This is a genomic window from Azospirillum largimobile (assembly GCF_977007025.2).
In genome coordinates, this window is the sequence record NZ_CDRMUA020000004.1 from 685236 (window position 1) to 698720 (window position 13485).

General features: G+C 68.2%; 12 protein-coding genes. 10 read left to right on the forward strand and 2 right to left on the reverse strand.

The genetic code is table 11. From position 1 onward, the window contains the following. Nucleotides 1–93: 93 nt before the first annotated feature. A complete protein-coding gene (locus tag ACWPKK_RS24460) occupies nt 94–1053 on the reverse strand; it encodes a LysR substrate-binding domain-containing protein (RefSeq protein ID WP_452009479.1) in 960 nt (319 codons plus the stop codon). 112 nt (nt 1054–1165) lie between these two features. Here ACWPKK_RS24460 and ACWPKK_RS24465 point away from each other — a divergent pair, with 112 nt between their 5' ends. The 7 genes from ACWPKK_RS24465 (at nt 1166) to ACWPKK_RS24495 (ending at nt 8039) form a co-directional block, all read left to right on the forward strand. After that, complete coding sequence (locus tag ACWPKK_RS24465) at nt 1166–2626, forward strand: catalase (RefSeq protein WP_452009482.1); 1461 nt, start codon at nt 1166–1168, stop codon at nt 2624–2626. A 250-nt stretch (nt 2627–2876) separates the two neighbouring features. Further along, nucleotides 2877–3386 carry a hypothetical protein gene (locus ACWPKK_RS24470; protein WP_452009484.1) on the forward strand — a complete coding sequence of 170 codons (510 nt, stop codon included), beginning with the start codon at nt 2877–2879 and terminating at the stop codon, nt 3384–3386. Continuing rightward, nucleotides 3359–4165 (forward strand): hypothetical protein, encoded by an 807-nt coding sequence (locus tag ACWPKK_RS24475; RefSeq protein ID WP_452009486.1) that lies wholly within the window; start codon nt 3359–3361, stop codon nt 4163–4165. Before ACWPKK_RS24470 ends, ACWPKK_RS24475 begins: the two co-directional genes overlap by 28 nt. Before the next feature lie 101 nt (nt 4166–4266). Beyond that, complete coding sequence (locus ACWPKK_RS24480; protein ID WP_452009489.1) at nt 4267–4713, forward strand: hypothetical protein; 447 nt, start codon at nt 4267–4269, stop codon at nt 4711–4713. Nucleotides 4714–4938: 225 nt separating this feature from the next. Continuing rightward, nucleotides 4939–5997, forward strand: a complete 1059-nt coding sequence (locus tag ACWPKK_RS24485; RefSeq protein ID WP_452009492.1) for a transglycosylase SLT domain-containing protein — start codon at nt 4939–4941, stop codon at nt 5995–5997. Nucleotides 5998–6156: 159 nt separating this feature from the next. Further along, complete coding sequence (locus ACWPKK_RS24490) at nt 6157–6624, forward strand: hypothetical protein (protein ID WP_452009495.1); 468 nt, start codon at nt 6157–6159, stop codon at nt 6622–6624. Continuing rightward, nucleotides 6621–8039: a GAF domain-containing protein gene (locus ACWPKK_RS24495; protein ID WP_452009498.1), complete on the forward strand. Its 1419-nt coding sequence runs from the start codon at nt 6621–6623 to the stop codon at nt 8037–8039. The genes ACWPKK_RS24490 and ACWPKK_RS24495 overlap by 4 nt, the downstream gene beginning before the upstream one ends. A gap of 28 nt (nt 8040–8067) precedes the next feature. Here ACWPKK_RS24495 and ACWPKK_RS24500 read toward each other — a convergent pair whose 3' ends face one another. Next, entirely contained in the window at nt 8068–9045 is a 978-nt protein-coding gene (locus ACWPKK_RS24500) for a LysR family transcriptional regulator (protein ID WP_452009501.1), read from the reverse strand. 309 nt (nt 9046–9354) lie between these two features. Here ACWPKK_RS24500 and ACWPKK_RS24505 point away from each other — a divergent pair, with 309 nt between their 5' ends. From ACWPKK_RS24505 to ACWPKK_RS24515, 3 genes are all read left to right on the forward strand, one after another. Continuing rightward, the gene (locus ACWPKK_RS24505; RefSeq protein ID WP_452009504.1) at nt 9355–10677 is read left to right on the forward strand and encodes a M20 family metallopeptidase; all 1323 of its coding nucleotides are present in this window, start codon (nt 9355–9357) and stop codon (nt 10675–10677) included. A 28-nt stretch (nt 10678–10705) separates the two neighbouring features. Beyond that, nucleotides 10706–11497 (forward strand): class II aldolase/adducin family protein, encoded by a 792-nt coding sequence (locus ACWPKK_RS24510; RefSeq protein WP_452009507.1) that lies wholly within the window; start codon nt 10706–10708, stop codon nt 11495–11497. A gap of 207 nt (nt 11498–11704) precedes the next feature. Next, the gene (locus tag ACWPKK_RS24515; protein ID WP_452009510.1) at nt 11705–13372 is read left to right on the forward strand and encodes an ABC transporter substrate-binding protein; all 1668 of its coding nucleotides are present in this window, start codon (nt 11705–11707) and stop codon (nt 13370–13372) included. The last annotated feature ends 113 nt before the right edge of the window (nt 13373–13485 follow it).

The window sequence follows — 13485 nt, forward strand, 5'->3', positions numbered from 1 at the left end:
AGTCGTGCCCTCGCTCCTGGACAGTGAGAAGCGCGGGCCGAGCCTTCAACCCGGCCGATGGGCGCTTGTTCCTTCCCGAAATTCCCCAGCCCTTCAGGATAGGACCGGGCTGGTGCCCGCCGGCATTCCGCGGCGCAGCAAGGCCGCCAGGTCGCGCAGGCCGCGGTCGCGCGGATCGCTGGCCCGCCAGACGAGGCCGATGACGCGGCCGGGCGGGCGGGAGCCATTGGAAGAGCCGTCGGAGGACGCATCGAAGGGGCGGTAATCCACCAGCCCGCCGACGCTGGCGGTCCGGCCGGTGTCCCCCCGGGTCGCCAGCAGCGGCATCAGCGTGCAGCCGGCCCCGGCGGCCACCATGTGGCGCAGGGTCTCCAGCCCGGTGGCGTGGACGCCCCCACCGCGGGCGCTGAGGCCGCAGGCCGCCAGCGCCTGATCGCGCAGGCAGTGCCCCTCCTCCAGCAGCAGAAGCTCGGACGGATCGAGGTCGTTCAGCGACAGGGTGGGCGCCGCACAGAGGCGATGGCCGGCGGGATGGGCGAGCAGGAAGGGCTCGAAGAACAGCGGCTCCGCCACCATCCCATCGGTTTCCACCGGCAGGGCCAGCAGCACGGCATCGAGCTGGCCGTCGCGCAGTTCCTCCAGCAGGCTGTCGGTCCGCCCTTCCGACAGGATCAGCGTCAGGTCGGGCCAAGCCTCGCGCAACGGCGGCAGGATGTGCGGGAACAGGTAGGGACCCAGCGTGTGGATCGCCGCCAGCCGCAGCCGGCCGGTCAGCGCGCCGCCCGACCCGTCGGCCAAGGACAGCAGGCGCCGCGCCTCCTCCAGCACCACGCGGGCCTGGGCGACGATGGCCTCGCCGCGCGGGGTCAGCAGGACCTTGCGACTGGTCCGCTCGAACAGGGAGAGGCCGAGGGCCTCTTCCAGCTTGCGGATCTGGGCGCTCAGCGACGGCTGGCTGACGGCACAGCGTTCGGCGGCCCGGCCGAAATGGCGCAGCTCGGCGACGGCGACGACATATTCCAGATCACGCAGGGACAGGGCGGAGAGATTCATAGACGGTGCCTATGGGAGCATTTCCTTCAATGTCTTGGATATATCGTTCAAGACGCCGGATAACCAGGGGCGAGACAATGATGGCGCTTCAAGCGACACCGCCCCAACGAGGATGACCCGGATGAGCACCCTGACCACCAGCTTCGGCCAGCCCGTTCCCGACAACCAGAATTCGCTGAGCGCCGGGCCGCGCGGTCCGCTGCTGCTGCAGGACTTCCACCTGATCGAGAAGCTGGCCCATTTCAACCGCGAACGCATTCCGGAGCGCGTGGTCCACGCCAAGGGCGCCGGCGCCTACGGCAGCTTCCGCGTCACCCGCGACGTCACCGGCTGGACCAAGGCCGCCTTCCTGTCGTCGGTGGGCAAGGAGACGCCGGTCTTCCTGCGCTTCTCCACCGTCGGCGGCGAGAAGGGCTCCGCCGATGCCGAGCGCGACCCGCGCGGCTTCGCCGTGAAGTTCTATACGGAAGAGGGCAACTACGATCTGGTCGGCAACAACACGCCGGTCTTCTTCCTGCGCGATCCGCTGAAGTTCCCGGACTTCATCCACACCCAGAAGCGCAACCCGGCAACCAACCTGAAGGACCCCACCGCGATGTGGGACTTCTTCTCGCTGTCGCCGGAGACGATGCACCAGCTGACCATCCTGTTCAGCGACCGCGGCACGCCGCGCGGCTATCGCCACATGGACGGCTTCAGCAGCCACACCTTCTCGTGGATCAACGCGGCCAACGAGCGCTTCTGGGTCAAGTACCACTTCAAGACCCGCCAGGGCATCCAGAACTTCACCGCCGAGCAGGCGACGGTGATGGGCGGCATCGACCCCGACCACGCCACCCGCGACCTGTTCGCCTCGATCGAGGACGGCGACTTCCCGGCCTGGACCGTCTCGGTGCAGATCATGCCGGAGGCCGAGGCCGACGGTTACCGCATCAACCCGTTCGACCTGACCAAGGTCTGGCCGCATGCCGACTACCCGCTGATCGAAATCGGCGAACTGGTGCTGAACCGCAATCCGGAGAACTTCTTCGCGGAGACCGAGCAGGCCGCCTTCAGCCCGGGCAGCGTGGTGCCCGGCATCTCCTTCAGCCCGGACAAGATGCTGCAGGGCCGGCTGTTCGCCTATGCCGACGCCCACCGTTATCGGCTGGGCGGCAACTACGCGCAGATCCCCGTGAACAAGCCGCAGGGCTGCCCGGTCCACAACCATCAGCGCGACGGCGCCATGCGCACCGACGGCAACGGCGGCGGCCGGCCGAACTACGAGCCGAACAGCTTTGGCGGCCCGGCCCAGACCGGCGTGGCGAGCGAGCCGCCGCTGCGCATCCGCGGCGACGCCGCACACTACGACCATCGCGAGGGCAATGACGACTACGCCCAGGCCGGCGCGCTGTTCCGCCTGATCGGCGGGGAGGCTCAGGCCCGCCTGATGGACAACATCGCCGGCAGCCTGGGCAAGGTCCCGCTGTTCATCCAGCAGCGCCAGCTGAAGCACTTCCTGGCCGCCGACCCCGCCTATGGCGAGGGCGTCGCCAGGCGCCTGGGCCTGACCGTGGCGCAGGCCGCGGAGTGAGGTGACGTTGAGGTGAGTTTCCCGGCCCTTCCGCGAGGCTGCGAAGGGGCCGGCTTCGAGATGCCGCGCCCATCCCCCTGGGCGGCGGCATGATTGCCGGCATCCAGCCGCGCATTTCCCCGATTGACTTGCAGCCCTCTTCCCGGCGACGGGGGAGGGCTTTTTTCGTCGACCGCAGCGCCACCGTCACATGCTCGCCTAAGCAGCACTAGCTGTGGTGCATTCACAAAAAGTGATGTAGATACGGGCCATGCCCGATCGCCTTCCAAACCTGATCGCCGCAACCAAGCAACTCGCCACATCAACCAAGTGGGGCGTGCACGACGACCAGTTTCGTGTCGTCTCCGCCCTTGATATCGATGGAGTGACGATCGAAGGCTTTTGGCTGCGCGGTCAATGCATTCGTGAAGTCGCGGATCGTCGCGTTACCTTTCAACTGGAATGGATGGCGCCAGGCCTACGACGCGGTGCGGTCGCACGGTTGGACTGGAGGCCGGACTCTCCGCACGGGAACAAGAACATTGGACCGGTTCATCTCCGCCTGATGCTGATTGAGGGCAGCCATCACCACCCATTTGCGCTCAACTGGCCTCTTGGCTTCCAACGGATGTTCGGAGAGAATTTGCCGATTGCGGAGCCGCTGGACAGTGAGCCGGCGTCCTTCCGCGACCTGACGGTTTTGGCAGGCCGACTGTTCAACATTCAGGGCATGGAGGCGTTTCCGATGCCGCCATGGGAACCGAGGCTTGGAAGGCTATGATCGGGGTGGTCGAAAAGAACATCACGTTCCGGCAGATCGTGGAGGAAACGGCCCGCTTGCTGAGCGCCGTGCGCCACGATGAGGATGCGTCGTACCTGCGCACGCCGGTGATGTATCCTGGCGGCTCGATGGTCGTCGTCCGTGTCGCCGCATTGGGCGCCGGAAGCGGGTCTTCCGCCGACCGCTTCCTCGTCTCCGACATGGGTCTCGCCCGGCAGGAAGCCGACCTGATGGGCGCGGCCCCTCTGTTTACCCGTTGGGCATCCAAGGTGGCGGAAAGGGCCGGCGTCTCCTTCGACCATCGCGACTTCTTCCTGATGGAGGTCAGCCGTCCACAGCTTGCCGGGGCGGTGGCGACGGTTGCCGCCTGTTCGCAGGAAGCGGTGCAGCTGACGGCCTTCAAGCTTGCCGAAAGGCGCCAGCAGGACGCGACGGAGCGCCTTTACGAACGGCTCGTCACCGTCTTCTCGCGGGAGCGGGTGGCGAAGGATGTGGAAGTCCTTGGTGCCTCCAACACTCCCTGGCATGTCGCGGCACTGGTCAGCTCTGACGGGCACAAGGCGGTGTTCGAACCGGTCGCCAACCATCCGACGGCCATCGCCGCCGCCGTCACCAAGTTCTTCGACATCGCGCAGCTGGAAAACGGCCCGGCGCGCATCGCTGTGGTCCGCAACAAGGAAGCCTTCGGCACCAAGCTGGCTGTCATTGCCGGCGCCGCCAAGGTGGTGGACGAGTCGATCTCCGACTCCACCCTGCACCGGCTGGCGGACGCCGCATAATTTCTCCCCCCACCCGAATGGTGTGGTCTCCGCATGGGGGCAGACAAATCCTGTCGAGCCGTCCTAAAGTCCGCCTTCAGCGCGACAGCTTCGATGACGGAATGGGACGGGACCGCGACACCGAACGATCGACCGGCGGGCAATCCACCAGCGGACTGACCGGGAAGGGGCTGGATACCCTGCTGGCGGCGGCGGAGACGCTGCCGCATGCGCCGGAGGATGCGTGGCGGCTCGACCTGTTCCGGGTGGCGCTGCGCATCGCGCGGTCCACCGAGTCGGTGGCTGACCTGGAACGAGCCAACCTCGCCTTCAAGGCGCTGCCGCACCGGCTGCGCAACCCGCTGGTCGACCGCGCCGCCATGCTGGCCCGGCGCGAGGCGGAGCGCGCGCAGGTGACCGCGGAGCCGGAGGACGAACCGAAATCCGGCGGGCTGCTGGGCGGGCTGTTCGGACGGGAGGGAGGGCGGCCGAGCCGGAAGACCGCCAAGGAACGGCTGATGCGCGAACTCACCACCCGCCGCGACCCGGACGATGACCGGGAGATTTGAAGACCCGATCGCCGAAAGACCCGGGCAAGGGCAATCCCGGTAGAGGACGATCCGGACGGCAGATGCCCGTCCGGCCGCTTGTCCGTCCGAAGGGCTCCGATGCCCTCCCCCCTCCGCGTTCTCCGGCCGCGTCGAAGGTCACAGCCGGGACGGTTTACGGCGGAGCGGGAATGTGCAAAGGTCGCTACCTCCAAATCGGGCTTATCCTGACGTTGTAACTGAACGATGACCGGGGGTTCCGTGCGTCGCCTGAAGCCGTTGCTGACCTGCGCCGCCCTGACCGCCCTGCTGAGCGCCTGCGCCAGCGGGAGCGGATCGCACCGTACCGCCACCCCGGCGGAGATCGACGCCCACGTCGCCGAGGCCTCCAAGCGCTTCGACATGCCGGAGCTGTGGATCCGCGAGGTCATCCGCCAGGAAAGCGGCGGGCGCACCACCGTCAACGGCAAGCCGATCGTCAGCAAGGCCGGCGCCATGGGCCTGATGCAGGTGATGCCCGGCACCTATGAGGAGATGCGGCGCAAGCACGATCTGGGCTCCGACCCGTTCGATCCGCATGACAACATCATCGCCGGCACCGCGTATCTGCGCGAGATGTACAACCTGTTCGGCGCGCCGGGCTTCCTCGGCGCCTACAACTGCGGGCCGGGCTGTTACGGCGACTATCTTGCCGGCAAGCGCAGCCTGCCCGGCGAGACGCGGCGCTACATCGCGTCGGTCGGCCCGCGGCTGAACCGCACCCCGGCCCCCAACGGCGCCGACATCGTGCTGGTCAGCGCGCCGTCCTCCGATTCGCCGCCGGACTTCGGGTCGTCCTACTCGTCGTCGCGGCCAACTCCCTCCTACGCGCCGCCGGCCAACAGCCGCCCGGCACCGAGCCGTCCGCCGATCGCCGTGGCGGCGCTGCCCTCCCCTGCCCCTGCCCCAGCGGCGGCGGCGGCGCCTACGGTACGGGTGGTGGCGCCCGACACCTCCACCCCCGACGCTCCGGCGCCGCGTCCGGTGGCGACGATGGCCGGGCCGGCAACGGCCGGCGGCGGGGTGTGGACGGTCCAGCTCGGCGCCTTCCGCTCGCCCGGCGACAGCCAGCGCGTGATCGACCGCGCCCGCAATTCCATGCCGGTGCTGTCGCGCTCGCAGCGGGTGGTGCAGGCGGTCGATACCCAGACCGGGCCGCTCTACCGCGCCCGCCTGTCCGGCCTGTCGCAACAGGATGCGGCCAGCGCCTGCAACGGGCTGGTCACCATCGGCATGGCCTGCTTCGTGGTGGCGCCGGGGGCGTGACCGGCATGGCCGGGCAAGTCCCTGCCGCATGGATGACGCCCATCGGTTGGTTTGCCGCCCGGCCGGTGCCCCTGCTATCCTGATCGCCGAGCAATAGCGCTTAGGGGCGCTGAGGGGGCGGGCGTGGCGGAGCCGGACGGTCTTCAGCTTGGGACGGGAGTGGGCGCTGCGGTCCTGCGCTTCCTGGACCGCAGCCTCAGCGTCAACGTCGCCAGCAGCGACCGCGCGAACCGGCCCCTGGTGGCGCGGGCCGTGGCTGCACGGGCGAGTTGTAGGGGAGAGCGGCTGACCGTTCTGCTCGACGGGCGGGCCAATGCCGAACTGGTGGCCGCCGTCGCCGACACCGGCCGGCTGGCCGTGGTCTTTTCCGAACCCAGCACCCACCGCTCGCTCCAGGTCAAGGGCGCCGGCGCCGTCGTTGCCGCCCCGACGGCGGAGGAGGCGGCGCTTACCGGCCCCTACCTGGACGGCTTCATCGCCGAGTTGACCGGCATCGGCTTCACCGAGCCCTTCATCCGGGCGGTGATGACCTGCGATCCGGCCGATCTGGTGGCGCTGCATGTCCGCCCGGCGGCGGTGTTCGACCAGACGCCGGGCCCGAAGGCCGGCGAACCGGTGCCGGCATGAGCGACCCTCAGACCCACGGCACGCTGACGCTGGATGCCATCCGGACCTGCCTGGAGGGGGTGATCCCCGCCACCATCGCCACAGTGGCGCCGGACGGCACGCCCAACGTTTCGCAACTGTCGCAGGTCCATTACGTCGATCCCGGCCACATCGCCCTGTCCTATCAGTTCTTCAACAAGACGCGGGCCAACATCCTGGACTGCCGGGACGCGCTTCTGGAGGTCATCGACCCGTCGACGGGGGCGCAGTACCGGCTGCGGCTGGACTATCTGCGGACCGAGACCGACGGACCGCTGTTCGAGAGCATGAAGGCCAAGCTGTCGGGCATTGCCTCGCATGTCGGGATGGCGGAGGTGTTCCGGCTGCGCGGCGCCGACCTGTTCCGGGTGACGGAGATCGAGGCGGTCCCCGGCGGCCGTCCCCTGCCCGCGCGCATGCGCCCGCGCAGCCTGCTGTCGGCCGTCCGGCGCGCCTGCGAAGGCTTGCACGGCTGCGCCGACCTGTCCGATCTGCTCGACCGCGCCATCATGGCCCTGCGCGACCTATTCGGGGTGGAGCATGCGTTGATCCTGCTGCCGGACGCCGCCAGCGGACGGCTGTTCACCGTTGCTGCACTGGGTTACGAGACAAGCGGGGAGGCGAGCGGGCGGGGCAGCGGCATCGGGTGGGAGGTGGCGCCCGGCGACGGCGTCATCGGGGTGGCGGCGCGCGAGCGGGTGCCGATCCGCATCACCCATATGACCACCGACGTCGCCTACAGCATGGCGATGCGGCAGGGGACGACGGCGGGTCCTCCGCTGCGGGAGATCCCCTTTCCCGGTCTGGAGCGGCCGCACAGCCAGTTGGCGGTGCCGATCCTGGCGCATCAGGCCGGCGACGCCCGCGGCAAGCCGGGTGGCGCGCTGGCCGGGGTGCTGGCCGGAGTGCTCTTCGTGGAGAGCACGCAGGAGATGCGCTTCACCTACGACGACGAAGATGCTCTGGCGACTCTCGCCGCACAGTTGGGCGCACTGATGCGCAGCCTGCCCATGGCCCCGGCGACGGAGGTGGAGGACACGCCGGTCGAGACCATGGCGGCACCGGCGGGCGGGCCGCCGATCACCGTTCGCCATTATGCCACCGACGACAGCGTCTTCCTCGACCACGACTATCTGATCAAGGGCGTGGCCGGGGCGATCCTGTGGAAGCTGGTGCGCGACCACACCGCGCTGGGGCGCACCGACTTCACCAACCGTGAACTGCGGCTGGCGCCCGACATCCCGTTGCCGGACTTCGCCGAGAATCTGGAAGCGCGGCTGATCCTGCTTCAGCGCCGGCTGGACGACCGCCGCGGACCGTTGCGGATCGAGAAGACCGGGCGCGGGCGGTTCCGGCTGCTGGTGGAAACGCCGTTGCGGCTTGAGGAGATGCAGTGATGGTTACGGGTGCCACCTCGCTTCCCCCTTACCCACTTGCCCCCGCCAGATCCCGCGCCGGGGCGGTGGCGAGCGCCGTTTGCAGATAGTCCAGGAAGGCGCGTTCGGCCCGGTTCAGCTTGGCCTGTTCGTTCCAGATCAGGTGGACGTTGACCGGGGCGATTCCCTCGTAGGGGGGCAGTTCCCACAGCAGGCCGTCGTCCACGTCGCGCGCGGCGATGTGTTCCGGCAGCGGGCCGATGCCAAGACCGCAGACGATCATGCGGCGCACCTCCTCCAGATTGGCGGAGGACGCCACGACGCGGCCGGCGAAGCCTTCCCGCGCACGGAACAGCGTCAGGGGCGACAGGGCGCCGTCGATCTGGTCGGAGGTGAAGGAGACGAAACTCTCGTGCCGCAACTCGGCAATGTCGATGTCGCGCTGTCCGAACAGCCGGAAATCGGGGCCGCAATAAAGGCGGTAGGTCTGGCGCAGGAACACTTGGGCGGACAGCCCGGGAATCGGTTCGCGCAACAGGCAGATCGCCATCGCGCCGACCCGCTGCTGCAACGCGATGTGGGCATCGGCCGAGGCCATCACGTCGATGCGGAAGGTCACCTGCGGGTACATCCGGTGGAATTCCCGCAGCGACCGGTCGAGCAGCGGCGTCTGGATGCGGCTGGTCATCAGGATGTGGACATGGCCGCTGATCTCGTCCTTGGCGTCGCGCACCAGGGCGCCCAGGCGTGACACGGTGGCATGGATCGCGACCGCCTCGTCATAGACCTGCTCGCCGGCGGCGGTGACGGCGAAGCGGCCGGGGCCGCGGTCGATCAGGGTGCGGCCAAGCTGCTCCTCCAGCCGCTTCAGGGCGAGGCTTACCGCGGGCTGCGTCAAAAACAGGCGGACGGAGGCCTTGGTGATGCTCCCCTCCTGCACGATCACCATGAAGGTGCGCAGCAGGTTCCAATCCATCTGCTGACCCAGACGGGCCAAAGCCTGCCGTTCCGCCTCGTTTTCGTTCACTCCCCTGCCCTCTCCATCGGCGCCCGATTCCGGTGCATTCGTTCTGCCGCCCAAATTCTACGCACATGAACGCGCTGTGAGCAACTGCGGCATAAATCAAACTCATGGGCCAAATGAAAATTGCTTATTTGCCACGTCGCTTTCGTCATCGCCTAATCGACACATGGCGGCCTGCAAACATCGCCAAGCCGGACATGCATAACGTCGCATTATAGCGGTCATATCCATTTGGGATAGTCCGCAAGCCAGCCGCTTTGTCTTTTTTCAACCGACCGCGCAATCCTGCCGCAGCGGCGAAGAGGATTCGGAATGACACGAGAAACGGCAGACCGTCTCGACCATGCGTTGCCGGACCCGGCCCTGCGCGCCGCAATCCTCGATGCCGCCGACGCGGCGCAGGGTGAGTGCGTGGCCATGCTGTCCGACCTCGTGCGCCAGCCGTCGCTGCTGGGGGACGAATCCGGGGCACAGGCGCTGATGGCCGACCGCTTCGCCGCGCTGGGTCTGGAGGTCGACCGGTTCGACGTGGACGAGGAGGCGATTTCCCGCATGCCGGGCTTCTCGCCGCCGGTGCGGCCGGGCGCCTATGCCGGGCGCGAGAATGTGGTCGGCGTCCATCGCCCGCGCGAGGCGAAGGGGCGCTCGCTGATCCTGAACGGCCATATCGACGTGGTGCCGGCCGGCCCGGCGGAACTGTGGACCACCCCGCCCTTCGAGCCGCGCATCGCCGACGGACGGCTCTACGGCCGCGGGGCCGGCGACATGAAGGCGGGCATCGCCGCCTACACCGCCGCCTTCTCCGCCCTGCGCACGCTCGGCTACCGGCCGGCCGCGCCCGTCTATCTGCAGTCGGTGATCGAGGAGGAGTGCACCGGCAACGGCGCGCTCGCCTGCCTGCACCGCGGCTACCGCGCCGACGCCGCGGTGATCCCGGAGCCGTTCAACCATTCCATTTCCGTCGCCCAGGTCGGCGTGATGTGGGTGAGGCTGGTGCTGACCGGCACGCCGGCCCATGTGCTCGACACCTCGGCCGGCGTGAACGCCATCGAGGCAGCCTATGCGCTGGCGGCGCATCTGAAGGCGCTGGAGGTGCGCTGGAACGAGCCGTCCTGCCGCCATCCCGCCTTCTGCGGCCATGCCCATCCCGTCAACGTCAATCTCGGCCGGATCGAGGGCGGCGAGTGGCCGTCGTCAGTCCCGACGCGCTGCGCGCTCGACCTCCGGCTCGGCTTCTTCCCCGGGCAGGAGCCGGAGGCGGTCCGCGCCGAGGTGACCCGGGCGGTGGAGCAGGCGCGCTCCACCGACCCGGCTCTTTCCAACGTGGGCGTCGAGTTGCAGTGGAACGGCTTCCAGGCCGCCGGCTGCGAAATCGACCCGGCCCATCCGCTGGTGACCATGCTGGCCGACAGCCACCGCGCCGTGCGCGGCGGCGACCCGGAGCTGGTGGCGCTGACCTGCACCACGGATGCCCGCTTCTTCCAGCTCTACGGCGACACGCCCGCCACCTGCTACGGCCCCGAGGCGACGCGCATCCACGGCATCGACGAATCGGTGTCGCTGGACAGCCTGCGCGACGTGACCCGCGTGCTGGCGCTGTTCATCGCCGGCTGGTGCGGCCTGGAACCCATCTGACCCCTTCCTTCCCGACGAGACCCGCCCGATGATCGCCGAGACGCTGACCGCCAACGCCGCCCACGCCCCGCGCGCCACCCGCGACTGCTCCGACGTGGAGTGGAAGGTGCGCACCGATCTTGCCGCCGCCTACAAGCTGTTCGACCGGCTGGGCATGACCGACCTGATCTACACGCACATGTCGGCGCGGATTCCCGACACGCCCGACCATTTCCTGATCAACCCCTATGGCCTGATGTTCCACGAGGTGACGCCCGACAACCTCGTGAAGGTCGACATCGACGGCAATCTGGTGGACGGGCGCGAGGGTGACGCCATCAACCCCGCCGGCTTCACCATCCACAGCGCCGTCCACCACGCCCGCCCCGATGTCGGCGCCGTCATCCACCTGCACACCGACGCCGGCATGGCGGTCAGCGCGCAGGCCGACGGGCTGCTGCCGATCACCCAGCATTCGCTGCGCTGGTACAACCGCATCGCCTATCACACCTACGAGGGCATCGCGCTCGATTTGGCGGAGCGGGAGCGGCTGATCGCCGATCTCGGCAGCCATCACAGCATGATCCTGCGCAACCACGGCCTGTTGACCGCCGGCCAGGACGTCGCCGAGGCGGCGGTGCTGATGTACTACCTGGAGCAGGCCTGCAAGCAGCAGATCATGGCGCTGGCCGGCGGCCGTCCGCTGGTCTACCCCTCGCCCGAGGTCTGCGAGCATACAGCGCAGCAATATGAACGCGCCTATCCGAAGGCCGGCGTCCTGGAATGGGACGCCATGCTGCGCTGGCTGGACGGTACGTCCGGGCCGGTGGGGCCGCGGTGAGTGGGTAAGTTAGACCCCCACCTAACCTCCCCCGCTGGGCGGGGGAGGGACTGCCGCCGGTCTCCCGCCTGAGCACCTGCCCCCTCCCCCGCCCAGCGGGGGAGGGTTGGGGTGGGGGCATCCGCCAGCCGACGCCTTCCCAACAAAAAACACCGACACGACAGGGTCGCTGACACCACCGACAACTTCTGGAGACGAGGACACCCGATGACCAGACGCCTTACCGGTATCCCCGCCAGCTTCCGCCGCAGTTTTCAGGGCGGTTTCACCCGCGGGTTCCACCGCGCCGCCGCCGCAGGCCTGCTGGCCGCCGTGCTCGCCGTTCCCGGCACCGCGGCACTGGTTGCCGCCCCGGCCATGGCCCAGGAAACGCCGGTGCGCGGCGGTGTCCTCAACTCCATCGTGCAGCCGGAGCCGCCGACCCTGATGCTGGGCCTGAACCAGCAGGGGCCGACCCAGACGGTCGCCGGCAAGATCTACCAGGGCCTGCTGACCTACGACCAGAAGCTGAACCCGATGCCGTCGCTGGCCGAAAGCTGGACGGTCTCGCCGGACGGGCTGACCTACACCTTCAAGCTGTTCCAGAACGTCAAGTGGCATGACGGCAAGCCCTTCACCGCGAAGGACGTCGTCTTCTCCACCTCCAAGTTCCTGATGGAGGTCCACCCGCGCGCCCGTGCCGTCTTCAGCCGCTGCGAGTCGATCACCGCGCTGGACGATTACACCGTCGAGTTCAAGCTGAAGGAAGCCTTCCCCGCCTTCATCCAGGCCTTCGAGGTGTCCTCCGCCCCGATGGTGCCGGCCCATCTCTATGAGGGGACGGAGTTCCGCGCCAACCCGGCCAATGCCACGCCGATCGGCACCGGTCCCTTCAAGCTGAAGGAATGGGTCAAGGGCAGCTACATCCAGCTCGTCCGCAACGAGGATTTTTACAAGAAGGACCTGCCCTACCTCGACGGCATCACCTTCCGCGTGATCCCGGACGCCGCCAGCCGCTCGCTGGCGCTGGAGAGCGGACAGGTGCAGCAGACCCAGTACAGCGATCTGGAGCCCTTCGAGGTTCCGCGCATGAAGGCCCTGCCCAACCTGACCATGACCACCGCCGGCTATGAGTTCGTGGCGCCGCTGTCGTGGCTCGAGATCAACCACCGCGTCAAGCCGCTGGACGACAAGCGCTTCCGCAAGGCCATCGCCTACGCCATCGATCGCAAGTTCATCCGCGACAAGATCTGGTTCGGGCTGGGGCGCGTGCCGACCGGTCCGGTCAACTCGGTGGTCAAGTTCTACGATCCGAAGGTCACCACCTACGAGCCCGATCTCGCCAAGGCCAAGGCCCTGCTGGACGAGATGGGCCTGAAGCCCGACGGCAAGGGCGTGCGCGCCACCGTCAAGATCATGCCGATGCCCTACGGCGAGACCTGGACCCGCCTGGGCGAGTATCTGAAGCAGTCGCTATCCAAGGTCGGCATCGCCGTCGTCCTGGAAAGCACCGACGCCGCCGGCTGGAGCCAGCGCGTCGCCAACTGGGACTACGAGATCACCACCAACTTCGTCTACCAGTACGGCGATCCGGCGCTGGGCGTGGCCCGCACCTACATCTCGTCCAACATCCGCAAGGGCGTGATGTTCTCCAACACCATGGGCTATTCCAACCCGAAGGTGGACGAGCTGTTCGCCAAGGCGTCGCAGGAGAACGACCCGGCCAAGCGCCAGGAGCAGTACAGCGAGGTCCAGCGCATCCTGGCCGACGAGCTGCCGGTCGTCTGGCTGCTGGAGATGGAGTTCCCGACCTTCCTCGACAAGCGGGTCAAGAACGCCAACAAGACCGCCATCGGCGTGAACGAGACGTACGAAGACGTCTGGTTGGCGAAGTAACGAGACGCGTCGCTGCACTTGCCCCCACCCTAACCCTCCCCCGCTTCGCAGGGGAGGGAACTGCCGCCGCCCTCCCGAATCAGCACTTAACCCCCTCCCCCGCCCAGCTCTCG